Source organism: Rhodococcus sp. 66b (assembly GCF_002076325.1).
GTDB lineage: Bacteria > Actinomycetota > Actinomycetes > Mycobacteriales > Mycobacteriaceae > Rhodococcus_F > Rhodococcus_F erythropolis.
The window spans coordinates 64,864-88,115 of the sequence record NZ_MUZB01000018.1; the positions used below are offsets into that span (position 1 = coordinate 64,864).

Annotated in this window: 21 protein-coding genes and 6 tRNA genes; 14 read left to right on the forward strand and 13 right to left on the reverse strand. The window is 62.9% G+C overall.

Annotated elements, in window-relative coordinates:
* Nucleotides 1–11 precede the first annotated feature (11 nt).
* Entirely contained in the window at nucleotides 12–1,418 is a 1,407-nt protein-coding gene (locus B0E55_RS27010; RefSeq protein ID WP_080910840.1) for a WS/DGAT/MGAT family O-acyltransferase, read from the reverse strand.
* 60 nt (nucleotides 1,419–1,478) lie between these two features.
* The gene (locus B0E55_RS27015; protein WP_019748266.1) at nucleotides 1,479–2,069 is read right to left on the reverse strand and encodes a DUF3000 domain-containing protein; all 591 of its coding nucleotides are present in this window, start codon (nucleotides 2,067–2,069) and stop codon (nucleotides 1,479–1,481) included.
* 168 nt (nucleotides 2,070–2,237) lie between these two features.
* Between B0E55_RS27015 and hemE the strand changes: the two genes are divergently transcribed.
* The 7 genes from hemE to B0E55_RS27050 all read left to right on the forward strand — a co-directional run bounded on the left by hemE (nucleotide 2,238) and on the right by B0E55_RS27050 (nucleotide 9,504).
* Nucleotides 2,238–3,335 (forward strand): uroporphyrinogen decarboxylase, encoded by a 1,098-nt coding sequence (gene hemE / locus B0E55_RS27020; RefSeq protein WP_021334677.1) that lies wholly within the window; start codon nucleotides 2,238–2,240, stop codon nucleotides 3,333–3,335.
* Nucleotides 3,332–4,693, forward strand: a complete 1,362-nt coding sequence (locus B0E55_RS27025; protein WP_019748268.1) for a protoporphyrinogen oxidase — start codon at nucleotides 3,332–3,334, stop codon at nucleotides 4,691–4,693. Before hemE ends, B0E55_RS27025 begins: the two co-directional genes overlap by 4 nt.
* A gap of 4 nt (nucleotides 4,694–4,697) precedes the next feature.
* Nucleotides 4,698–5,393 (forward strand): hydrogen peroxide-dependent heme synthase, encoded by a 696-nt coding sequence (gene hemQ / locus B0E55_RS27030; protein ID WP_019748269.1) that lies wholly within the window; start codon nucleotides 4,698–4,700, stop codon nucleotides 5,391–5,393.
* A gap of 54 nt (nucleotides 5,394–5,447) precedes the next feature.
* The gene (locus B0E55_RS27035) at nucleotides 5,448–7,724 is read left to right on the forward strand and encodes a molybdopterin guanine dinucleotide-containing S/N-oxide reductase (protein WP_080910841.1); all 2,277 of its coding nucleotides are present in this window, start codon (nucleotides 5,448–5,450) and stop codon (nucleotides 7,722–7,724) included.
* Nucleotides 7,725–7,806: 82 nt separating this feature from the next.
* Nucleotides 7,807–8,280, forward strand: coding sequence for a YbaB/EbfC family nucleoid-associated protein (locus B0E55_RS27040; RefSeq protein WP_232816759.1), 474 nt, complete (start codon nucleotides 7,807–7,809; stop codon nucleotides 8,278–8,280).
* The gene (locus B0E55_RS27045; protein ID WP_080910843.1) at nucleotides 8,273–8,584 is read left to right on the forward strand and encodes a hypothetical protein; all 312 of its coding nucleotides are present in this window, start codon (nucleotides 8,273–8,275) and stop codon (nucleotides 8,582–8,584) included. Before B0E55_RS27040 ends, B0E55_RS27045 begins: the two co-directional genes overlap by 8 nt.
* Entirely contained in the window at nucleotides 8,584–9,504 is a 921-nt protein-coding gene (locus B0E55_RS27050; RefSeq protein ID WP_080910844.1) for a WXG100-like domain-containing protein, read from the forward strand. Before B0E55_RS27045 ends, B0E55_RS27050 begins: the two co-directional genes overlap by 1 nt.
* 119 nt (nucleotides 9,505–9,623) lie before the next feature.
* Here the strand turns inward: B0E55_RS27050 and msrB are convergent, their stop codons facing one another.
* The 4 genes from msrB to B0E55_RS27070 are packed head-to-tail and all read right to left on the reverse strand — an operon-like array spanning nucleotide 9,624 to nucleotide 13,731.
* Entirely contained in the window at nucleotides 9,624–10,055 is a 432-nt protein-coding gene (gene msrB, locus B0E55_RS27055; RefSeq protein ID WP_080910845.1) for a peptide-methionine (R)-S-oxide reductase MsrB, read from the reverse strand.
* Between the two features lie 9 nt (nucleotides 10,056–10,064).
* Nucleotides 10,065–11,348 carry a glycosyltransferase family 87 protein gene (locus tag B0E55_RS27060; protein WP_019748274.1) on the reverse strand — a complete coding sequence of 428 codons (1,284 nt, stop codon included), beginning with the start codon at nucleotides 11,346–11,348 and terminating at the stop codon, nucleotides 10,065–10,067.
* A gap of 60 nt (nucleotides 11,349–11,408) precedes the next feature.
* The gene (locus B0E55_RS27065) at nucleotides 11,409–12,962 is read right to left on the reverse strand and encodes an alpha/beta hydrolase (protein ID WP_080910846.1); all 1,554 of its coding nucleotides are present in this window, start codon (nucleotides 12,960–12,962) and stop codon (nucleotides 11,409–11,411) included.
* A 19-nt stretch (nucleotides 12,963–12,981) separates the two neighbouring features.
* Nucleotides 12,982–13,731 carry a pyrimidine reductase family protein gene (locus tag B0E55_RS27070; RefSeq protein WP_080910847.1) on the reverse strand — a complete coding sequence of 250 codons (750 nt, stop codon included), beginning with the start codon at nucleotides 13,729–13,731 and terminating at the stop codon, nucleotides 12,982–12,984.
* 43 nt (nucleotides 13,732–13,774) lie between these two features.
* Between B0E55_RS27070 and zapE the strand changes: the two genes are divergently transcribed.
* Nucleotides 13,775–14,791 carry a cell division protein ZapE gene (gene zapE / locus B0E55_RS27075; RefSeq protein WP_080910848.1) on the forward strand — a complete coding sequence of 339 codons (1,017 nt, stop codon included), beginning with the start codon at nucleotides 13,775–13,777 and terminating at the stop codon, nucleotides 14,789–14,791.
* Nucleotides 14,792–14,803: 12 nt separating this feature from the next.
* Here the strand turns inward: zapE and B0E55_RS27080 are convergent, their stop codons facing one another.
* Nucleotides 14,804–15,337, reverse strand: coding sequence for a GNAT family N-acetyltransferase (locus B0E55_RS27080; protein WP_060938507.1), 534 nt, complete (start codon nucleotides 15,335–15,337; stop codon nucleotides 14,804–14,806).
* 67 nt (nucleotides 15,338–15,404) lie between these two features.
* A complete protein-coding gene (locus B0E55_RS27085; protein WP_047888391.1) occupies nucleotides 15,405–16,601 on the reverse strand; it encodes an MFS transporter in 1,197 nt (398 codons plus the stop codon).
* Between the two features lie 116 nt (nucleotides 16,602–16,717).
* On the opposite strand from B0E55_RS27085, the gene B0E55_RS27090 reads away from it, so the two are divergent.
* The gene (locus B0E55_RS27090; RefSeq protein ID WP_047888390.1) at nucleotides 16,718–18,103 is read left to right on the forward strand and encodes a GH1 family beta-glucosidase; all 1,386 of its coding nucleotides are present in this window, start codon (nucleotides 16,718–16,720) and stop codon (nucleotides 18,101–18,103) included.
* Between the two features lie 174 nt (nucleotides 18,104–18,277).
* Nucleotides 18,278–18,775 carry an alpha-isopropylmalate synthase regulatory domain-containing protein gene (locus B0E55_RS27095; protein WP_080910849.1) on the forward strand — a complete coding sequence of 166 codons (498 nt, stop codon included), beginning with the start codon at nucleotides 18,278–18,280 and terminating at the stop codon, nucleotides 18,773–18,775.
* A gap of 146 nt (nucleotides 18,776–18,921) precedes the next feature.
* Here the strand turns inward: B0E55_RS27095 and B0E55_RS27100 are convergent.
* From B0E55_RS27100 to B0E55_RS27120, 5 genes are all read right to left on the reverse strand, one after another.
* A tRNA-Val gene (locus B0E55_RS27100) sits at nucleotides 18,922–18,996 on the reverse strand.
* 16 nt (nucleotides 18,997–19,012) lie between these two features.
* Nucleotides 19,013–19,088, reverse strand: a tRNA-Gly gene (locus B0E55_RS27105).
* Nucleotides 19,089–19,180: 92 nt separating this feature from the next.
* Nucleotides 19,181–19,255 (reverse strand) — tRNA-Val (locus tag B0E55_RS27110).
* Nucleotide 19,256: 1 nt separating this feature from the next.
* A tRNA-Cys gene (locus B0E55_RS27115) sits at nucleotides 19,257–19,327 on the reverse strand.
* A 25-nt stretch (nucleotides 19,328–19,352) separates the two neighbouring features.
* Nucleotides 19,353–19,425 (reverse strand) — tRNA-Gly (locus B0E55_RS27120).
* A 293-nt stretch (nucleotides 19,426–19,718) separates the two neighbouring features.
* On the opposite strand from B0E55_RS27120, the gene B0E55_RS27125 reads away from it, so the two are divergent.
* The 4 genes from B0E55_RS27125 to B0E55_RS27140 all read left to right on the forward strand — a co-directional run bounded on the left by B0E55_RS27125 (nucleotide 19,719) and on the right by B0E55_RS27140 (nucleotide 23,188).
* Nucleotides 19,719–19,790 (forward strand) — tRNA-Val (locus B0E55_RS27125).
* A 245-nt stretch (nucleotides 19,791–20,035) separates the two neighbouring features.
* Nucleotides 20,036–20,446 carry a TIGR02611 family protein gene (locus B0E55_RS27130; RefSeq protein ID WP_085989954.1) on the forward strand — a complete coding sequence of 137 codons (411 nt, stop codon included), beginning with the start codon at nucleotides 20,036–20,038 and terminating at the stop codon, nucleotides 20,444–20,446.
* Between the two features lie 133 nt (nucleotides 20,447–20,579).
* The gene (thrS, locus tag B0E55_RS27135; protein WP_080910850.1) at nucleotides 20,580–22,637 is read left to right on the forward strand and encodes a threonine--tRNA ligase; all 2,058 of its coding nucleotides are present in this window, start codon (nucleotides 20,580–20,582) and stop codon (nucleotides 22,635–22,637) included.
* The gene (locus tag B0E55_RS27140) at nucleotides 22,634–23,188 is read left to right on the forward strand and encodes an HIT family protein (RefSeq protein ID WP_080910851.1); all 555 of its coding nucleotides are present in this window, start codon (nucleotides 22,634–22,636) and stop codon (nucleotides 23,186–23,188) included. The genes thrS and B0E55_RS27140 overlap by 4 nt, the downstream gene beginning before the upstream one ends.
* Nucleotides 23,189–23,252 lie beyond the last annotated feature (64 nt).

A 23,252-nucleotide genomic window follows, 5' to 3' on the forward strand; every position in this document is an offset into this window, starting at 1 on the left:
GGTCACTGACTCTACGTCGCAGTCGGGGCCGGGGTTGTCACCTCAGCGTCGAACAGTTCGTCGAGTGCGGCTCCGAAACCTTGCGCGAGCTGGTCCAATTCGGGTGCCAGATCGGAGCAACTGACGATGCCGACGTCGAGTTTTCCGTCGAGTGACATCACCGTCACGTTGAGTCCTGCCCCGTGAAAGATCGGGCCGAGCGGGAACATTCCCTTGATCTGGGCGCCGAGGAAGTAGAGCGGGACCGGCGGCCCGGGCACGTTCGAGACGACCAGGTTGGACACGACGGGGTGACGCTCGGCGAGTTTGAGCGACGAGTACACCCGCATGGCGGCGCCGAACACCGCTGGTGATGCGAACTGGGACCAGTCCTGGAGCATGTTCGCACCCAGAGCCTCGTTGTGGTTCTTCGAGGTGGCGTTGTAATCGCTGATCGCGTGCAGACGCTCGACCGGATCGCCGATCTGGGTGCCCAACTGCGTGAACATGCCCGAGATCTGGTTTGTGCCCGGCCGATCGGATTTACCGTGGACCGATACGGGGACCATCGCGACGAGTGAGTCCTCCGGCAGCTCGTCGCGGTCCTCGAGGTAGGTCCGCAAAGCACCCGCGCACAGCGCGAGAACCACATCGTTGACCTTCACGCCGTGACGGTCTTTGACGGCTTTGACCTTCGCGAGATCGAGCTGGCTGAAGGCGACGTTGCGGTGACCGGTGATAGCGCCGTTGAACGAGGTCCGCGGCGCGGTGAAGGGAGCGGGCATCGCTTCACCCTTTCGTGCACGCGTCACCCACTTGGGGAGCATGGCGATTCCGCCGGGGACCAGACGGGCAATTCTTGCGGGCCGGGCGATGACGGCCATGAGTCCGCCGATGGCGATGTCCAGCGTTCCCGCGTCGCCCGCACCCTGTGCGGTGGGATCCACGAGCGCCGGTGAATCCGGTTCGAGACTGCACAGCTGAGCGAGGATGTTCGCGCCGGTGACGCCGTCGGCAGCGCTGTGATGGATCTTCGACATGACGGCGATCTGTCCGTCGGCAAGTCCCTCGATGACCCACATCTCCCATAGTGGGCGGGAACGATCCAGCGGTTGGCTCGCGATGTGTCCGGCGAGTTCTGCCAGTTCCGCGTGTGTGCCCGGAGCAGGTACCGCGGTCCGGTGGCAGTGCCGCTCGATGTCGAAATCGTGATCGTCGACCCATACCGGGTAGTCGAGATTGAGGCGGGAATCTTTGAGTTTGCGCCGGAAGGTCGGCATCGTGGCCATCCGCGAGTTCAACTCGCGAAGCAGCTTCCGGTAGTCGTAACCGCCCGGAATGGTCGAGGGGTCGAGCAGTACGAGTCCACAAACGTGCAATAGCTGGGTCGGTGTTTCCAAGTAGAGGAAGGTCGCGTCGAGTCCGCTGAGACGTTGCATGACTCATTTTAGAACAGGTTCTAGTATTTTTCCGGGGGAATGCGTAAACGAGTAGTGGAGTTAGTCGCCCTGCCGCGACAGCGTGGTTATCCCGGCAGGCGGAAGTCCTGCCGCGTACGCGAGAACTTCACAGAAAGCCTCGACGTGGTGAGCCAATTCCGATGACGTTGCAGTCCAGGATGCTCGTAACTCGAGTTGGTGGGCTCGCGGCGGGCCCGCGATGTCGCCGTATCGCACGGAAGTTGTGGCTGTGACCGTACCGCCCAGGGCCACAAAAGGTTCCGGTCCGGCTTCGAGTGCGTCCACCAGCCAACTCCAGGCTACTTCGGGAAGTAGTGGATCCGCGGCGACGGCTTCGTCGAGGTCGGCCTGTATGTAGGCCACCAACCGCATGGTGCCGTTCCACGCCTCGTCGCCGTCCGGATCGAACAACAGGATCAGGCGGCCGAAAGCGTCGCCTTCGGACTGCTCGGCCACGACGTCGGAGTCCGGGTGCAGAACCTCGGCTCCCACTGCGTGGCTGTACGGAGCGAGACGCTGCGGCGGACGGATGGGACCGACCTCTATCTCGGGCCGAACCCGCGCAGCGGTCATCGCCTCCACGGCGGCACGGAACTCGGCCGGGTCGGCTGTCGATCCGGATGTCGTCACAGGTCAGGACGTTAGTCGGGGATAAGGGCGGGTAGGTGGAGGCGCGCCGACCGAGTGTGGTTCGGGTGTGTGGCCGCTCACGAACCGCTCGGGTGTCCGATCCCGAGTGTGGGACATGGCAGCATTGAGTCGATCGAAGACACACGTTGGCGGAGAGCGCGAGGACTGATGAGCGGGTTGGACAACATGAATTCAGGCATGACCGGGTCGGCGGAATACAGCGCTCGGCGAGTTTTGCCCGACGCACCGTTGCTCGCCGCGGCGACCGGACGCACTCCGAGTCGACGGCCGGTGTGGTTCATGCGCCAGGCCGGACGTTCGTTGCCGGAGTATCGCGAGATCCGCGCGGGGATCGGCATGTTGGAGTCGTGTTTCGATCCGGCGCTGGTCTGTGAGATCACGATGCAGCCGGTGCGCCGTCACGATGTGGACGCGGCAATCCTGTTCTCGGACATCGTTGTTCCGCTCAAGGCTGCGGGAATCGATCTCGACATCGTTGCCGGCGTCGGACCGGTGGTTGCCAATCCGATTCGCTCCATCGCCGACGTCGCAGCCCTCCCGCGGTTGGTCCCCGAAGAGGTCGGGGCGATCGCGCAGGCCGTTCGACTTCTCACCACCGAGTTGGGCTCGACTCCGCTGATCGGCTTTGCCGGAGCGCCGTTCACCTTGGCGTCGTATCTGGTCGAGGGTGGTCCGAGCCGGAACCACGAGAAGACCAAGGCGCTCATGCACTCCGATCCGAAGACCTGGCACGCGTTGCTCGGAAGCCTGGCAGACACCACGATCTGCTTCCTGCAGACCCAGCTCAAGGCGGGTGTCGACGCGGTTCAGCTGTTCGACTCGTGGGCCGGCGCGCTCTCGCTGGCCGATTACCGGGAATTTGTTCTCCCGCATTCCGAACGGGTGTTTGCCGAGGTTGCCGCTGCCGGCGTTCCGCGTATCCACTTCGGTGTCGGAACCGGTGAACTTCTCGGCGCGATGGGGGAGGCAGGTGCCGACGTCGTGGGTGTCGACTGGCGGATTCCGCTCGACGTCGCGGCCGGTCGTGTCGGTCCGGGCAAGGCGCTGCAAGGCAATCTCGATCCCGCTGTACTGTTCGCGGGCCCCGAGGTGATCGATCGTGAGGTGCGCCGGATCGCCGCTGAAGGTGACCGCGCGATCGAAGCCGGTGCCATCGGCCACATCTTCAACCTCGGCCATGGAGTTCTTCCCGACACCGATCCCACGGCGATCACCTCGGCGGTGGAGCTGGTGCACTCGCTGTGACAACCACTCGGCCGTCGGTCGCGGTGATCGGAGGCGGAATCTCCGGTCTGGTTGCCGCGTACCGGCTTCGGCGCAGTCTGGGCTCCGTTGCCGACATCACGGTCGTCGACGACTCTCCGCGACTGGGCGGGAAGCTGCGAACGATTGATCTTGGCGGTGGCCCGATCGACATCGGCGCCGAGGCGTTCATCGCCCGTCGGCCCGAAGTCCCTGCGCTTCTCGCCGAGCTGGGACTGACCGATCAGATCGTTTACCCCGCGGGGTTGAGCCCGTTGATCTGGTCCCAGGGCTCACTGAATCGACTTCCTGCCGGAACCCTGATGGGAATCCCGGCATCGTCCGAGTCGGTGAGAGATCTAGTCGACGAGCAGACACTGTCGCGCATAGCTGCCGAACCAGGCGCTCCGTTCGAGTGGACCCGCGGTTCCGATTGCAGTGTTGCCGAACTGGTTTCACAGCGATTCGGCGATCAGGTGGTCAGCCGATCGGTGGATCCGCTTCTCGGCGGGGTGTACTCGGGCCTGGCGGAGACCATCGGAGTGCGTGCAGCTTTGCCGACACTCGCTGCGGCGCTCGATGCGGGCGCTCAGAGCCTCACGGATGCAGTTGCAGCCGCAGTGCCGACACCTACACCCGGACCAGTGTTCGGAGCGCTCAGGGACGGTTACGGCATCTTGCTCGATGCGCTGCGGCAGGCCGCCGACGCGACGTTCGTCCGCGGCGAGGCTTCCGGGTTACGCAGGGACGGGAAAGGTTGGAACGTCGATCCGCTCGGCAGCGTCGACGCGGTGATTCTGGCTGTTCCGGCGCCGCGCGCAGCGGTGCTGTTGGCCGGCGTCGATGCGGATATTGCGCGTATCGCGTCGCGGATCGAACTGGCGTCGTCCGCGGTGGTGGCGCTCCGCTTGCCCGGTCAGGTCGACCTTCCGCAGAATTCGGGGATCCTGGTTGCCACCGACGCCGACCTGACCGCCAAGGCGTTCACGCTGTCGAGCCGAAAGTGGACGCACCTCGCTGATCGCGGCGAGCATCTCGTTCGGGTGTCGTTCGGTCGATTCGGCGCATCGGAGATCGTTGACCGGCCGGATGGTGAACTGATCGAACTTGCGCGCGCCGATCTCGAGACCGTGACCGGAATCACCGAGGAGCCAGGAGCGAGCTTCGTACAGCGGTGGCACGGCGGTCTTCCCCAGTACTCCCCAGGTCACACGGAAATCGTGGCTGAAATCGAGTCCGGGATGACGCAGTTCGACGGCCTCGAAGTGGCCGGGTCGTGGCTGCACGGCGTCGGGGTTCCGGCGTGTGTCGCAGTCGGCACGACGGCGGCTACACGGATATTCGAGCGAGTGGCACGATAGACCCATGGCACGCCTTGATTTCGACAAACTGAACTCTGAAATCCGTTACCTCATGTTCTCCGTGTTCCAGGTGGAACCCGGTGTGCTGGGCGATGATCGGGAAGCTGCGGTCAAGGACGCCCGCTTGTTCTTCGAGGGTCTCGAAGACAAGGGCGTCGTGGTTCGCGGCATCTACGACGTCGCCGGCTTGCGCGCCGACGCGGACTTCATGATCTGGACCCACGCGGCCAGCATCGAGGAACTGCAGGCCGCGTACGCGGATTTCCGCCGCACCACCGTCCTCGGACAGGCCAGTGCTCCCATCTGGAGCAACTCGGCGGTGCACCGCCCCGCGGAGTTCAACAAGAGCCACGTGCCCTCGTTCATCGCGGGTGAGGATCCGGGCGACTACATCTGCGTTTACCCGTTCGTCCGCTCGTACGAGTGGTACCTGCTCCCCGACGAGGAGCGTCGCAAGATGCTCGCCGATCACGGTATGGCTGCTCGTTCGTACAAGGACGTTCGCGCCAACACGGTCCCGGCCTTCGCTCTGGGGGACTACGAGTGGATTCTCGCGTTCGAAGCGCCTGAGCTCATCCGTATCGTCGATCTGATGCGCGATCTGCGTGCCACCGAAGCTCGCTTGCACGTTCGCGAAGAGGTGCCGTTCTTCACCGGGCCGCGCGTGGACATCGAGAAGCTGGTCCTTTCCCTTCCCTGATCTACTTCGAAAGTAGTTTCTGTGACAACTGCACCGAACCGGCGTCGTCAACACATGTCCCATTGGGGAATGTTCACCGCCGAATCGGTCGCCGGCGAGGTGACCGCCGTGCATCCGTACGAGGGTGATTCGAATCCCTCGCCGATGCTCGGGAACCTCGCCGGTTCGGTGCGCAGTCGGGCTCGCGTTTCGGGCCCGGCGGTGCGCCGCGGTTGGCTCGAGAACGGGCCTGGTCCCAGCGACCGACGTGGAGCGGACGAGTTCGTCTCGGTCTCGTGGGACGAACTGACCGAACTCCTCTCCCGCGAGTTGCGTCGCGTGGTCGACACGCACGGGAACAAAGCGATCTTCGGCGGCTCGTACGGCTGGGCCAGCGCCGGTCGATTCCATCACGCGCAGAGCCAAGTTCACCGATTTCTGAATCAGCTGGGTGGATACACCAAGTCGGTCCACAGCTACTCGCTCGGTGCCACCGGTGTCATCATGCCGCGTGTGGTCGGAACACACTGGAAGTTGTTCGCGCGCTCCACGTCGTGGGACGTCATCGCCAAGCACTCCGATCTTCTCGTCTCGTTCGGGGGAGTACCGATCAAGAACACCGGCGTCAATGCCGGTGGTACGAGCGATCATCCGACGCGCGGGGCGCTCGACGCATTTCGTGCCCGCGGCGGAAAGATCGTCTCCTTCAGTCCGTTGCGCGACGACGTCGATGGCGACTGCGAGTGGATCGCACCCGTTCCGGGAACCGACGTGGCAATCATGCTTGCCCTGGCGTTTGTCCTGGCGTCGGAGGACCTGCACGATCGCGATTTCCTGAACCGCTTCTGCGTCGGCTACGAACGCTTCGAGGATTACCTGCTCGGACGTGCCGACGGTGTACCGAAGGATCCGCGCTGGGCGCAGAAGATCTCCGGGGTGCCGGCGGAGTTCATCACCGACCTGGCTCGGAGAATGGCGTCCGGCCGGACGCTGGTGACCGTCACGTGGTCGTTGCAACGCATCAAACACGGTGAACAGGCTCCGTGGATGGGCGTGACACTCGCCGCGATGCTCGGCCAATTCGGGCTTCCGGGTGGCGGTTTCGGCCACGGCTACGGTTCGATGAACGAGCCGGGTCTGGCTCCGGTGCCGTATCCGTTGCCGACCTTCTCACAAGGTGTGAATCCGGTGCCCGATTTCATTCCGGTGGCCGCGATCTCCGATCTCTTGCTCTCGCCCGGCGAGGAGTTCGACTACGACGGCAGGCGCCTGACCTATCCGGATATTCGGTTGGTCTACTGGGCTGGTGGCAATCCGTTTCATCACCACCAGGATCTCCCGAGGCTGCGACGGGCATTTGCGCGTCCGGACACGATCGTCGTTCACGATCCCTACTGGACGCCGATGGCTCGCAATGCCGACATCGTTGTCCCGTCGACAACGTCGCTCGAACGAAATGACCTGAGCTGCACACGAAATGATCCACTTCTGGTCGCGATGCAGCAAGTAGTTCCACCTTTCGCGAATTCGCGAGACGACTACGACACGTTTGCCGCTCTGGCTTCTGCGCTCGGATTCGGGGAGCAGTTCACCGAGGGGAGATCCTCACAGGAGTGGATCGAGCATCTCTACGGTCAATGGCGGCCGTTCGTCGATGCAGACGGCGGCAACACACCGACGTTCGAGGATTTCTGGTCGGACGGGCACTACCGGATGCGAACCGAAGACAACCTCGTGCTCTTCGGTGACTTCCGCGAGGACCCCGAGAAGTATCCGCTCTCGACTCCGAGTGGGAAGATCGAGATCTTCTCCGAGACCATCGAGTCTTTCGGCTACGACGACTGCGCCGGCCATCCGCGCTGGTACGAGCCCGACGAGTGGCTGGGTGGACCACGGGCCACGCAATTCCCGCTTCACTTGATCGCCAACCAGCCCAAGACGCGCCTGCACAGCCAACTCGATCACGGCGCTGCGAGCCAGGCATCGAAGATTCAGGGACGCGAGCCGATTCGTATGCACCCGGATGCAGCGGCCGCGCGCGGCGTGTCGGCTGGGGACGTGGTGCGCGTATTCAACGATCGCGGGGCGTGCCTGGCTGGTGTGATCGTCGATTCGGATTTGCGGAGCGACGTCGTCCAGTTGTCGACCGGGGCGTGGTACGACCCGCTCGATCCTGCCGATCCCGATTCGCTGTGTGTTCACGGAAATCCCAACGTTCTGACGCCAGACGTCGGCACGTCTTCGCTTTCGCACGGGTGCACCGGCCAGCACGTTCTGGTGCAGATCGAGAAATTCCAAGGGGTTCTGCCGCTGGTCAAGGCGTTCGATCCGCCCGTGCTTCGTTCGCGCTGACGGAACCGATCGGCGACCTCCCGCGTCGAACCTCGTGAGCGCCTGAATCAGGTGTCACGATCTATCGAAGGTGGGGGCCATCGTGAGTGGGGCGGATGTTGGTTCGATGAGGGGACAGGTCGAAGTTCTTCGGGCTCAGATCGATTCGATGCAGGTTGATCTGTTGGAGCGAACGCGATCGCTGGCGGATATGCAGGAGAAGATCGCACGAGCGACGGCGAGCGCGCGCTCGAGTGATGGCAGCGTGGAAGTCGTCGTAGACGCTTCGGGGGCGACCGTGGGAGTCACCCTCTCCGGGAGCGCTTACGGCAAGCATTCGCCGGTAGCGTTGGGAAATCTGATCCTGGCCACGGCCACATCTGCGGCGGAGGACATGCGCCGACAGGTTGCCGAGATGTCGAGGCCGTTCACCGAAGCGGCCAGGATCGATTTGCCTGACCTCGTTCCCGGTGTGCTCGGATTGCGTGAGATTCTCGCGCCTCGTCCGGCGTCGGTGCCGGTCGGCGGCGACGAGCACTGGGACCGCACCGTTCTGAGGAGCTCCGGCAATGTCTGAACTGGACGTGGACGTGGCCGCGATGGGAAGTGCTGCACCAGCATTCGAGGTGGTCGCTGCCGATCTCGACGAGGCACGGAGTGCTCTGGAAACAGTGGCCGGCGCCGAAGAGGGGCGCTGGGGCGCTGACCAGTTCGGAACCGCATTCTCGGACGCGTATGTTCCCGGTGCGGAGTCAGCAGTCGGTGGGATGACACTGGTCGCGGGCGCGCTCCGCGAATTGACCGCCACGCTGATCGAGATCACCGATCGTTTCGAATCGATCGACACCTCGCTTGCCGACGACATGGCGGGTGGGCTCTGATGGGACTCGAGATTCCGGGCTGGTTACAGGCGGTTGCGTCGGTCGCGGTGGGCAGTGACTGGCCGCAAGGAGACGAAACGGCACTGTGGAGGTTGGGTGATGCCTGGTCAGGCGCGGCTGATCGGATCGAGGCTTCGGCCGCTGCCGGTGGTTACGGATTGCAAACTGTACTGGCATCGATCGACGGTCGAGCCGGCGACTCGTTGTCTCGGTATTGGTCGGAGGCCGGGGGAGTTGCGGAGGTCTTCGAGCGGTTGTCCTCTGCCGCGGCCGAACTGGGTCAGTCATGCACCGATACCGGCACGGACATCGAGTACACCAAACTGTCGATCCTCGCGGCGCTGGGCGCACTGGCGCTCGAGATTGCCGCCATGCTGGCGGCCGCTGTCCCGACACTGGGTGCGAGTACCGCCGGAATCGTGGCGGCTGAGGTGGCAACAACACTCACGGTCCGAATGCTGTTGCAGCAATTGTTGATACGAGTGATCGAGGCTGCAGCAGTGGAAGCTGCCGCTGCCGTCTTCTCCGGCCTCGCCATTCAACTCGGGCAGATGACGATGGATCATCGCCAGTCGATCGACGGTGGCAAGGTCGTGACCGAGGGCCGCGACGGTTTCATCAAGGGACTTGCGAACGGAGGGTTGAAGACGACGCCGGATCGTGTCGGCCCTGACCCGAACCCGCTCCCGACCGGTTCGAGATTGCAGCAAATCGCGCGGGGGGCTTTCGACGATGCGGTATCGGGAGCGTCCGCTGCGATCGTGACGAAGGAAGTCACGGGCGGCGATGCCTCGTTGACGGACATCACTTCCGGCGCGATCGGTGGTGGGATCGGGTCAGTCAAGGACGGTCTTGTCGCTCGAAACGAGGACCTGAACGCGGCTGGTCTGAGCCCGACTGCGCTGAACTGGGACTTCTGAGTTGAAGTCTCGAATCGTGGGCTACCAGTGACACGGGGTAGCCCACGACCTGGCTACTGAGTGACACGGGGTAGCCCACGACCTGGCTACTGAGCGACACGGGGTAGCCCACGACCTGGCTACTGAGCGGGCTTGAGAACCAGTGAGATCGAGTTGATGCAGTACCGCTGATCGGTCGGCGTCGGGTATCCCTCGCCCTCGAAGACGTGACCGAGGTGGCTGTGGCACTTCTTGCAGATGACCTCGATACGGCGCATCCCGAGTGAGCTGTCTTCCTTCAGGATCACGGCATCCGAATCCGCCGGATCGAAGAAGGACGGCCACCCGCAGTGCGATTCGAACTTCTCGGTGCTGCGGAACAGTTCGGCTCCGCACGCACGGCAGGAGTAAACGCCTTCCGTGGTGGTGTCGGTGTACTCGCCGACGAAGGGGCGTTCGGTGCCGGCTTGGCGCAGGACGGCGAACTCCTCCGGAGTCAGCTTTTCGCGCCACTCGCTCTCGGTGTACGTGACCTCAGGTGTGCTGTCGATGCCATCGTGTGAAGAACTCATGCCTCCACGCTAATGCTTTGTCGCCGTTTCGGCTTCGTCGGCAGGTGAGACGGTATCGAGCGGGGGATCGAGGAGGTAGGCGGGATCGATTCCGCGATCCAAGCGGCCCTCGCGACGCGCGACCAGATACCGGTATCCGAGGACACAGAAGATCACGATCAGCAGAAGGCTCCAGCCGAGGGTGCTCTTGGTGTATTCGGCTGCCCGGCCGAAGGTCGGCCAGCGGTTCGACCACCAGCTGTCGAACGTCATGAAGCCGTAGACGGCGAGCCACGCCGGCCAGTTCCGCATGACCGAGTTCTTGAGCACCACGGACATCAACAGCGGCAACAGCATCATCGAGTAGTACATCTGGCCGAGCGATGGCAGCAGGAACGACGCGGTCATGATCACACCGGTCGCGGTGGTGAGGAAGAAGAGTTCGTCGTTGCGGTAATAGCGGTACAGAAGCCACAGAGAGACGACGACCATGGCGGCCAACACGACGCGCAACAGCAGGATCAACCATTCGGGCAGACCGAAGTAAGCGCCGTTTCCGACAATCGAACTGTTGAAGTAGTCACGAGATTCGAGCAGGTACGGCACGGTGCGGCGGACGAAGTCCATCGGATCCGACGCAAGCGGCCATGCCACGACCGTGAGAATGAACGGGATGCCCAGGGCGGTGACGAGCACCTTCCACTGACCGCGAACGAGCGGCAGCAGGAGCAGTGGCGCGAGAGTGGGTTTCACTGCGATGGTGAGACCGATCGCGGCGCCGGCCCACAGATCCTTCTTGCGCATCAGCAGCAGGAGGAAGGCAACTTCGCCGAGCAGTACGAGGCCGTTGATGTTGGTGAACACCAACGTGTTGGTGACCGTCTCCGACATGAAAGCACCGAGCACCAGAATCGGCGCCGCGATGGAACTGATCGTCAGGTCGAACAAGCGCAACAGCAGGTAGAGAGCCACGAGAATGGCGACGGCATTGACACCGATGAACAGCCACCGCGAGCGCTCGGGATCGAGGATCGCCAGGGGTGCCATCAACAAGGAACCCGATGGTGGGTACAGATAATGGGGGTCTACGGAGTTGAAATCTGCGGTGTAGACGTCGCGCCCGTTCCAGAACGCCAGCGCGGCGTTGTAGACCGGTCGGAAGTCATCGGTGATGGCGCCGTTGACTGCTGTGACGATGACACGATTGAGCACGGTCATCACGGCGATCGGCCACAAAACGAAGTTGACGACTTGTTGGGTTGTCCGCCCGGTACGCGGCTCGAGCTGTCGAAGGAACACTTCGGCACGGTACACCGGAGCAGGGTGTGATCGGGGGATGCACCCCTTTTCCGTCGTGGTGGACAAGCGCCCGAGTCAGGCCGGGCACACGCTTCCGTTGCTGGGCAGGGAGGCATCGGTGAGGTATGCCCTCATCGCCTGCTGCGCGCAGGTGGATTGTGCCGCGGGGTGACCTGCACCCTGCCAGTCCAGGGTTGCGAAGCGCGACCCCGCGTTGGTCACGACGCCGGTGACGGTCGAGAGTCCGGAGTTCCCGACGGCCGGGTCGCCCTGACCGCTCAGCACGAGGACGGCGGGCTTCAACTGATTCGGCAGGGGAGAGTTGGCGGTCGACGGCCAGCTGGCGCATGCGAGCAAACCGAGCGCGGCTTCTCGACCGAATACCGGATAGTTGGTGCCCCAGGTGTCCGCCAGTTCGCGGACGCGCCCGATCCCCGGCCACTGCATGCCGTCGGTGCATCGTCCGATGAACTGGCCGTCACCGTCCACCTCGTTCTCTGCCCGGGCGGCGCGCTCTCGAATCGGCGAAGCGTTGCCGGTGCCGAGCGCGGACAGAGCGTCTGAGAGCGAGCGGGTCTCTTGCTCACGGTTGGTTCCGGCAGTCCACAGGCTCGCCGAAATCGCGTTCGACACCGCAGCGGCGGACAGCGGCTGGAATTCATCGGCCCGAGCGCGCTCCATCAGGTCCGTGACCGCTTTCTTCGGATCAGGTCCGAGAGAGCACCCCAGCGCCACACATCGCTGAGCGAATGCGGTCAACGCCGCTTCCTCGCCCTGCACGCGGCTCTCCGCCTCGGTGGCAGCGTCGGTGGCCACCGGAGCGGGAGAATCGAGGATCAACCTCGCGAGGTTGTCGGGGTGGGCTGCCGCGTAGCTCAGCGCGATGTCAGAGCCGGACCCTGCCGACCACAGAGCGATGGTCTCGACGCCCCACCGCGTACGTAGAGCGTCGATGTCCTCGGCAGCGGAGTCCGCGCCGAACTTCAGTTCTTGAGGATCGAGATAGTCGGTACAGGCGATGGTTGCATCGTGACCGAGAGCGGCGACCGCGTCGGCGGCGTCGCCGGTGGAGTCTGCGTCGAACTGGCCCAGATCGTGAAGGCCGCGCCGAATCTCCGGCGTCATGCAGTCGATTGCGGTGGACCTGTCGATTCCGCGTCGATCCAGGGCAACGACGGGGTGGTCCGCGAGCACCGTCGTCAAGCCGGACGTAGCGAGCATGGCCAGAGAGTTTCCCGACGAACGGTCGGTGCCGGACGTGAACACGATCGGATACGCGTTGGCAGGCGTCGAGGATGTCCGAGCGCGGGTCAAGCCGGCAGTGAAGTTGCCGTCGATGGCGCCGGTCACGTCGATGGGGGCACTGAATTCCGCGCATTCGAGGATGACGCCGGCGCTCGACGCTGCGAGAGCCTGGTCGGCGAGTGACGTGCCGGTGCAGTCTCGCCACGGTATGTCGTCGGTCGGGACGCCGGGGTCAACCGGCGGCGCATCGGGTGACGGTACCTCGCTCTGGGCAGGGCTGCCGTCGGTGCGGCCTTCGACCGCGACGGCGGGCCGAAGCGACGGCCCGGCGCCGCACGCACAACACGTCGCGAGGACGACGGCCATCAAAGCAACTCTGCGCATGCCGACCAGAGTGCCAGGTTCACCGACGTGGCTGCTGACGAACCCATCGAGTGAGGATCGTGCCGTCCGAATCGCCGAGAATGTGAGCGGGACGCATCGACGTGGGCATTGCATTGGGGGAGAGCGAGATTCGGCCGACTTTGCTCCCCACCAGTTGAGGTGAAGTGGTGATGCAGAGTTCGTCGACGGCATTGTCCTCGATCAACTGCCCGAAAAGTGACGGCCCGCCCTCACACAGCACGCGACGGAGCTTGCGAGCCGACAAGGCCCTGTCGATGTCGCCGCTGCTGACATTCGGTGAGTCCGTCACCTCCACCTGCGCTCCGGCCGACCTCAGCGCTGAAATCGCTGCGCTGTCCGCGGCGCTACCGACAACAAGAATCGGCGGAATTTCGGTATCTCGTAGGAGCCGGCTTTCAGGGTCGATCGACGCGTGCGCCGAGACGACGAGGATCGGTGGGACCGGAGCGAGGCCGCCCGCCTTTCGTCGCGCCTGGGCTGCGTCCGAGATCTGCACACCCCCGTAGTTCTCGGCTCGCGCTGTGCCTGCGCCGACCACGACGACGTCACAAAGTTCGCGCAAGATCCCGAATACCGACTTGTCTGCAGGGGTGCCCAGTCCATGGCTCACTCCGTCGACGGAGACGCACCCGTCGATGCTGGAAACGAAGTTCACGCGCATCCAGGGTTGGGAGAGGTTCTCCGGATAGGCGTACAAGCCGCGGAGTTCGTCTTCGTGGCCTGGTGTGAAGTAGGTCGCAATATCCATACGGTGCACATGAGAGATCACATCACGTAGATACCCTTGACGGATGCATGAACGTCTTGTCGATCGCAGCCCGGTGGTACCCGCCGATCAATTGGTAGCTCAAATGGTGCCTCCCGCAATGTTCGACGAGGTGAGTTTTGCGTCCTACATTCCTGATCCGAAGGAACCGAGCCAGGCAGCTGCTGTCGCCAAGGCCGAGGAATTCTCCAAGCGCGTAACCAAGATCCGTAGTGGTGGACGCCGCGGACTGTTCGGCAAGAAGACCCAGGCGACCGGCGCCGGCCTGTACCTCGACGGCGGGTTCGGTGTCGGTAAGACTCACTTGCTGGCGTCGATCTTCCACAGCGTCCCGTCGCCGAAGGCTTTCGGAACCTTCGTCGAGCTGACACACGTCGTCGGCGCTCTCGGCTTCAACAAAGCGGTCGAAGCGCTCGCCGACCACAGCCTTCTCTGCATCGACGAGTTCGAGCTCGACGATCCGGGCGACACCATGCTCGTCTCTCGCCTCCTTTCGGAGCTTTCCGCGCGCGGCGTGTCCATCGTCGCGACGTCGAACACGCTTCCCGGCCAGCTCGGTGAGGGTCGCTTCGCGGCTCAGGACTTCCTGCGTGAGATCAAGAAGCTCGGCTCGATCTTCGAGACGATTCGCGTCGACGGCCCCGACTACCGTCACCGCGATCTCCCGCCCGCACCGGAGCCCATCTCCTCGGAGGAATTGGTCTCTCGGGCCGAGGCGATCGACGGCGCCACGCTCGACAACTTCGACGAGCTGTGCAAGCACCTCAGCACACTGCATCCGTCGCGCTACAACAAGTTGGTCGAGGGGGTGAAGGCGGTCTTCATCGACGGCGTTCACCCGGCCACGGATCAGTCTGTTGCACTGCGCATCGTGGTTCTCGCCGACCGCTTGTACGACGCGAGCATCCCGGTCACCGTTTCCGGCGCACGCCTCGACGAGATCTTCACTCCCGAGATGCTCGCCGGTGGGTACAAGAAGAAGTACCTGCGCGCGACCTCGCGTCTGCTCGCACTTTCTCGTTTCGAGGTCGCGGCCGGCTGATCAGCAGGCCTGTCAGCTGACGGGACGCTCCATCACGAAATCGTGGTGGAGTTGTGCCCCCACGAGAAAAGTCTTCGTGCCGACCTGGGTGAAGCCGTGTTTGGCGTAGAACTTCTGGGCGCGCAGATTTTCCTGATTGACACCCAGCCAGATCCCGGCACTTCCGCTGCGTCGTGCATGGTCGACAACCGCGTCCATCAGGGATGCTGCCGCGCCGGTTCCGTGGTTTCCCGGAAGCACGTACAACTTGCTCAGTTCCGTCGTCGGGCGAAGTGTCACAGCAGCTTTGACGTCCGGGTCGGCGGGCTCGTCGTCGACGAGCATCGCGTAGCCGACGATCGAGCCGTCGCGAATGACCTTGAGAACGGTTCGTGTCGGGTCCGTCAGGTACTCGGAGAACTTGTCGACCGAGAGAACGTTGTCGATGAAGGCACTGATGTCGTCGTCGGATGCGCCCGGCGGACAAGCCAGCGGAAACGTCACCGCTGCCACGTCGGCGATTGCTTCGGAATCCCAGATTCCGGCCCGGTCAACGGTGATCGTCACGTCAGTTTCTACCTCTCGCGCACATGATTCGGTTGATCAAGTACACCACCTTCGTCGAGCGTGATGCTCAAGCGGCGTTCTCGGCGACCGGCGTCGTGGCTCGTTTCGGTGCGAACGCGGGAGCAAGGACTATCAAGATCGCGCAGAACGCCAGCGGAATCAGGAACCCGATTCGAAGGTCACTGAAGGCAGCGACCGCGCCGACGATGCCGCCGCCGACCACCGTGCCGACGTAGTTGAAGAGGTTGATGCGTGCGATCACCGCGTCGACCTGATCCGGGGGAGCCATCCGTCCGGCGGCGCTGAAGCAGATCGGGGCGATTACCGGTACGCCGAGGCCGACGATCAGGAAGCCGGCGATGGCAACGGCGGGAGATTGCGCGAGGACAACGATCGTCATGCCGACCACGCCGATGAGAGAGCCGATCCGCACGACGGTGGTCTCACCGAACTTGCCGACCCAGTAGTCGCCGGTCAGTCGTGCGACCAATGCCGCGATTTGGTACGCCGCCACGGAAAGGGCGGCCGTCCCGGCGTCGGCGAGCAGTTCGTCCTTGACGTACAGCGTCGACCAGTTTCCGACGCTGAAGTCGACCGCATAGAACAATGCCATCGCGACGCCGAGCAGGACGAAGGCGCGGGTGGGTACGGTGAATTTCGCGGTGCTCGTGATGTTTGCATCGGCAACCGGAGACTCGGAGCGATCGAGCAGTTGCGGGCCGAAGGCCAGAAGCATCAGTCCGACAACAACTCCCGCGATCACCTGCGTTATGCGGATCGAGATGTCGAGGCTTGCGGTAGCAGAGATGAACAGAGCGCCGACAATCGCTCCGACGCTCCAGGAAGCATGGAACGAGGAGAGGATGAAGCGGCCCTTGGCGTGTTGGATCGAGACTGCCTGCATGTTGGCGGCGGCGTCGACCATGCCGAGTCCGATGCCGTAGATCGCCAGGAAGACGAAGAACATCGCCGCGTTGGGCGCGATTCCGGTTGCCCCGCCGAAGACTGCGATGACGGCGAGTCCGGTTCGCAGAGTCATCTTGCTCGACGTTCTCACGGCCAGAATCTCGGCGAGCACGCTGCCGAGCCCGGCGATGACGGACACGGTGACAACCGCAACCACAACCAGTGTCTCGCTCAGATCGAACAAATCCTTGTACTGCGGCAGCTGCGTCAGAATGGCGGCGAGCAGAAATCCTTGAAGTCCGAAGGCCACCGAAGTGGCGATCCGAGCCCTCGTCAGGGTGCGGGTGTTATCCGTCATCAAGCAGGGCCTTTGTCTCGTTCGTTCGGTTAGGCCGAACGGTACTGGATCTTGATACTGGTCGAGTGTCCAACAAAGCTGCGTGTTTTGCACGGTTCTTTGATTAACTGACCGACATGACTCGGCAGCCGACACCAGAATTTCCGTCTTCCTTCGTCTGGGGAACCGCCACCGCGGCTTACCAAATCGAAGGAGCTGTGGCCGAAGACGGTCGCGGACCGTCGATTTGGGACGAGTTCTGTGACCGCCCCGGTGTAGTCGTCGGGGGCGACACCGGAGCGGTTGCTGCCGATCATTATCACCGCTGGGAATCGGATATCGAGTTGATGAAAGACCTCGGGCTCGACGCTTATCGGCTGTCCCTGTCGTGGTCGCGAATTCTGCCCACCGGATCGGGGGCCGTGAATGCGAAAGGGCTCGACTTCTACGACCGCCTGATCGATCGACTGTGTTCGGTGGGAATTACTCCTGCCGTCACTCTCTTTCACTGGGATCTGCCCCTCGCACTGCAAGAGCAGGGCGGCTGGATGAACCGAGACACCTCGTACCGGCTGGGGGAGTACGCCCAGGTCGTCGGCGAACGGTTGTCCGATCGCGTCGGAATGTGGATGCCGCTCAACGAACCGGTAGTGCACACGCTCTACGGTCATGCCCTGGGAGTTCATGCCCCCGGCCTGGCCTTGGGGTTCGAGGCTTTCCAAGCCGCACATCACCAGCTGCTCGGGCACGGCCTCGCTGTCGAAGCGCTTCGGGCAACCGGATGCACGAACATCGGAATCGCCTCGAACCATGCACCGGTGCGGGCCGCTTCCGATTCCCCGGAAGACGTGATGGCTGCCGACATCTACGACCACGTCGTCAATTGGATGTTCGCCGACCCGATATTGGTCGGTAAGTACCCCGCCGACGAATTCGCTCAGCTGCTCAGCGGTCCCGTCGACGAGGACTTGAAAATCATCGGGGCGCCGCTGGACTGGTACGGGATCAACTACTACGAGCCGACGATGATTGCCGCTCCGGTGGAAGGCCAGGGGACCGAAGGTGTGCTCGAGGTCGACCTACCGCCGGGCCTGCCCTTTGCGCCTGTCGCGATTACCGGTTATCCCACAACCGATTTCGGATGGCCGATCGTTCCCGAAGGGCTGGGTGAGATCCTGCGGACGTTCCAGACTCGGTTCGGTGACGCACTGCCGCCGATCTACATCACGGAAAGCGGATGTTCATTCCACGACGCACCGGATGCCGCAGGCGTCGTCGAGGACGAAGCGCGAATCAACTACCACGACGCGCACCTTCGCGCCCTCCAATCGGCTATGGACGACGGTGTCGACGTCCGTGGCTATTTTGTGTGGTCACTCCTCGACAACTTCGAATGGGCTGCGGGATACAAAGAGCGATTCGGCCTGGTACACGTCGATTTCGACACCCAGAAGCGCACACCGAAGACCTCGTTCGAGTGGTATCGCGCCCTGATCGCCGAGCATAAATCGGCTCAGCTCTGACCTGTGCGGAGGCGGTCTGGGTTGCATTCTCGAACCGGGCCGCCTAGCCTCGTCTCTCATGAAGCGAATTCTCGTAGTAAGCCGCCGTAGCGGGGTCTGAATCGGACCGACCCCTCGCTGCGGGTCGTCTTGCTACCAGTTGGTCCTCCACTTCATTCCAGGAAGACCACGATCATGACTTACAACTTCGCCTTCGCTTCTGATTCTGCCTTCGGTTCTGATTATTCTTCTACCGCTGCTGATCCTTTCGCGGCGCGTCACGGAAAATCTCTGCCAGCCGGCCTGCGTGCCGAATGCTCAGCGATGTCTTGGACCGAGTTCGAGTCCACGTATGCGGCTATGAGCGGCCCGATCCGTTTGGGCGCGTGGTCCTCCGAGAAGGTTGCGCCGGGTCGTTGGACTTTCGAAGCGACTCTCGGTCTGGGGGAGCGCATCCAGAAGGCTTCCGCCACCTCGACTGGCGCGATCTCGGCCATGACGTCGATGCTGCACGACGCGGGAATCTCGCTCGAGATCCTGTCTTTCCATCAGCACCAGATCGGCCACCGCACGGCGACGTTCATCTTTACCGAGTGCGACGGCCGTCGGAGCTGGGCGATGGGGATTGCGGAGTCGTCGACTGAGTCCTCGCTGCGCGCGATGACTTCGGCAGCGAACCGCTTCTCTCACTGATCAGTTACAACAATCTGATCAGCTACATCAACCGCAGTCCTGACGTGGATTCCCGAGAGGGCTTGCGTCTGTACTGCGGTTGATATGTTCGGCGCTCGAACGCAAAAAGCCGGAACCTTGAGGTTCCGGCTTCTTACAATTTCAAATGGTGCGCGATACTGGGATTGAACCAGTGACCTCTTCCGTGTCAGGGAAGCGCTCTCCCGCTGAGCTAATCGCGCGGGTTCTGGAGAAAAATGGAGCGGACGACGGGATTCGAACCCGCGACCCCAACCTTGGCAAGGTTGTGCGCTACCAGCTGCGCCACGTCCGCATGAGCAATGAACTCCGTTACCGGAACTCAGTACTTTTCTAACTTATCAGACCTGCAAGCAGGTCTTGACCATCAGGCCCGAGGGCCTGACGTGGTGCGCGATACTGGGATTGAACCAGTGACCTCTTCCGTGTCAGGGAAGCGCTCTCCCGCTGAGCTAATCGCGCGAGGTGGAGACGGGAATCGAACCCGTGTGCACGGCTTTGCAGGCCGTTGCCTCACCACTCGGCCACTCCACCGTAAAAGGTTGAGTCACACCTCTCGAGCGGACGACGGGATTCGAACCCGCGACCCCAACCTTGGCAAGGTTGTGCGCTACCAGCTGCGCCACGTCCGCATCGCACCGTGTTGCTTGGGGAGCTGCTCGCTCTCCTCGGTGCGTTGGAAACATTAGCCGACCGTGTCGGATACACACAAATCACCAGCTCAGTGGCGTGTTCGGAGTCGAATCGGCCCGTCGCGCGCGTTGCAACTGTCCGTCTTGGCGATGAATACGGTCTGAAATCAGCTCGAATTCGTAGATTTCGGGGTCGCCTGGAGCAAAACGAATGCCAACCTGGTGATTCGTATTCATCGCGCAGCCGTGTTAATGTTCCAACTCGTTCGAGCGCATGCGTTCGAATGACTTACGGTCCCGTGGCTCAGTGGGAGAGCGTCCGCTTCACACGCGGAAGGTCGCTGGTTCGATCCCAGCCGGGACCACAGAAAAACACTGAAGGCGTTCCCGATCATCGGGGACGCCTTCAGTCGTTTGAGAGCACAGCTGTTTGAGAGCACAGCTGTTTGAGAGCACAGCTGTTCGAGGGCACGGTTGTTTCGGCATGCAGACCGTCGTCGCAGGTCGCCGGCCGACGATTTCGGTAGCCTGGTCGAAGAGACATTTCGCGACCGAAAAGGTGACCGACTTGAGTACCGAAAAGGTCGATTCTCCCGTCGACGATTCAGACCTGTCCGTCTTCCAAGACGCAGAGTCCCGCTGGGAGCGGTGGCGCGCTGGAATCGCCGCGCGGCCCACCCTCAATCTTGCGTACCGCATCGGCGTGGGAGTCGTGGGCACGATCGTGTTCGCCGCAGGCATCGTGGCTATTCCGTACCCCGGGCCCGGTTGGCTCATCGTCTTCGCCGGCCTCGGCATACTGGCGTCGGAGTTCGCGTGGGCACATCGACTCCTTCATTTCGCGAAGGCTCGATACGACAGGTTCATGGAATGGTTCGGCAAGCAGTCGCTGTTCGTCAAGGGGTTGGGCGTTCTGTTCACCACAGTGATCGTCCTGGCGACTTTGTGGGTGCTCGGCACCTTCGGCCTGATCGGGACATGGGTGGGCCTGGACTACTCGTGGCTCGAGTCGCCACTGTGAGCTGAACGCGGCCCGGTTTCCTTCACTCGGTTGTCTCACCATGTCGGTAGGGCCGATAACATGATCGTGCGCGTGCTCGCAGTGGGTACGACGCCTGTCTAACTTGTCGCAATACCTTTAGGAGCACATCGCCGTGACCAGTCCCGCGCCAGAGCACTCAGCCGCCCCACTTCGGGTGCCCGCGGGGACGACCGCCGGGACTGCAGTGCGCGAAGCCGGATACCCCACGAAGGGGCCCGACGTGATCGTCGTTGTCCGCGATGGCGAGGGAACGCTCAAGGATCTGTCGTGGACACCTGAGGTCGATGTCGACGTCGAGCCGGTGGCAGCATCCACCGAGGACGGCCGCAGCGTCATCCGGCACTCCGCGGCCCACGTCCTCGCGCAGGCGGTCCAGAAGGAATTCCCCGACGCGAAGCTCGGCATCGGTCCGCCGATCAAGGATGGCTTCTACTACGACTTCGCAGTGGATCGTCCGTTCACTCCGGAGGATCTGGCCAAGCTCGAAAAGCGTATGAAGCAGATCATCAAGGGATCGCAGCGTTTCTCGCGTCGGGTGATCGATTCGATCGAGGACGCTCGGGTCGAGTTGGCCGACGAGCCCTTCAAGCTCGAACTGATCGACGACAAGTCCGGTATCGACGATCCCGAGATCATGGAGGTGGGCGGCAACGAGCTGACCATCTACGACAATCTCGATCCGCGCACTGGCGACAAGATCTGGTCCGATCTGTGCCGCGGCCCGCATATTCCGACCACCAAGCACATTCCGGCATTCAAGTTGACCCGAAGCTCCGCCGCCTACTGGCGTGGCAACCAGGACAACGCCGATCTTCAGCGTGTCTACGGCACCGCGTGGGAGTCCACCGAGGCTCAGGACGAGTACCTCGAACTGCTCGCCGAGGCCGAGCGTCGTGATCACCGCAAGCTCGGTACCGAACTGGACCTCTTCAGCTTCCCCGACGAACTCGGTTCGGGTCTGCCGGTGTTCCATCCCAAGGGCGGCATCATCCGCACCGAGATGGAGAACTACTCGCGCAGCCGCCACATCGAGGCGGGCTACGAGTTCGTCAACACTCCGCACATCACCAAGGGACATCTGTACGAGGTTTCCGGTCACCTCGACTGGTACCGCGACGGAATGTTCCCGGCGATGCATGTCGACGAGGAACTGAACGAGGACGGCACCGTGCGTAAGCCGGGCCAGGACTACTACCTCAAGCCGATGAACTGCCCGATGCACAACCTGATCTTCCGTGCTCGCGGACGCTCGTACCGTGAATTGCCGTTGCGGCTCTTCGAATTCGGCTCGGTCTACCGCTACGAGAAGTCCGGCGTCATCCACGGCCTGACCCGCGTGCGCGGCATGACCCAGGACGACGCTCACATCTACTGCACCCGTGAGCAGATGCGCGACGAGCTGACCACCACCCTGCAGTTCGTTCTGAACCTGCTCAAGGACTACGGCCTCGACGACTTCTACCTCGAACTGTCCACCAAGAACCCGGACAAGTTCGTCGGTAGCGACGACGTCTGGGAAGAGGCGACCGCAACGCTCGCCGAGGTCGGCGAAGCTTCTGGCCTGACTCTGGTGCCGGATCCGGGTGGAGCCGCGTTCTACGGTCCCAAGATCTCCGTTCAGGTCAAGGACGCACTCGGCCGCACCTGGCAGATGTCGACCATCCAGCTCGACTTCAACCTGCCCGAGCGGTTCGAGCTCGAATACACCGGCAACGACGGCGTCAAGACTCGTCCGGTCATGATCCACCGCGCGCTGTTCGGCTCGATCGAGCGATTCTTCGGTGTCCTGACCGAGCACTACGCGGGCGCGTTCCCGGCGTGGCTGGCGCCGGTGCAGGTCGTCGGAATCCCGGTGGCCGAGGCCTTCGCCGATCACCTGTTCGACGTCACGAAGAAGCTCAAGGCAGCCGGTGTTCGCGCCGAGGTCGATTTCAGTGACGACCGGATGCAGAAGAAGATCCGTAACCACACCACGCAAAAGGTCCCGTTCATGCTCCTCGCGGGCGAGCGTGACGTGGAGGCAGGCGCGGTCAGCTTCCGTTTCCGTGACGGCACCCAGATCAACGGAATTCCCGTCGACGACGCCGTCCGGATCATCACCGAGTGGATCGGCCGCCGCGAGAATGCCTCGCCGACAGCCGAACTGGTGCAGCCAAGCGTGGCGCAGTGAGCGCCCCCGGTGACGATGGTCCGGGTTCGCTGATCGACCACGGCGTCGGCGATCCTGATCATTTGCAGCGTATTTGGTCGCCACATCGGATGTCGTACATCACCGAGGCGCCCAACACCCCGGGTACGACGGGTGAACCGTTCATCGACATTCCGAAAATGTCGGACGAGGAAGGGTTGATCGTCGCCCGCGGTGAACACGTCTACGCGGTCTTGAACCTGTACCCGTACAACCCGGGTCACCTGATGGTGGTGCCGTACCGCAAGGTCGCGGCCCTCGAAGACCTCACGCCGGAGGAGAGCGCCGAGTTGATGGCGTTCACCCAGCGTGCGTTGCAGGTGATCAAGAGCGTGTCGAATCCGCACGGATTCAACGTCGGTCTGAATCTCGGTGCTGCCGCGGGCGGTTCGCTGTCCGAGCACCTTCACCAACACGTAGTGCCACGTTGGGGCGGCGACGCCAACTTCATCACCGTGCTCGGTGGGGTCAAGGTGATGCCGCAATTGCTGCGGGAGACCAGGGGACTACTCGCCGGTGCCTGGCAACAATAGGTTGATGCATCCGGCTTCATGGCAGGATGCATTGCTGCAACGAGTTCCGAACCGGAACTCACGA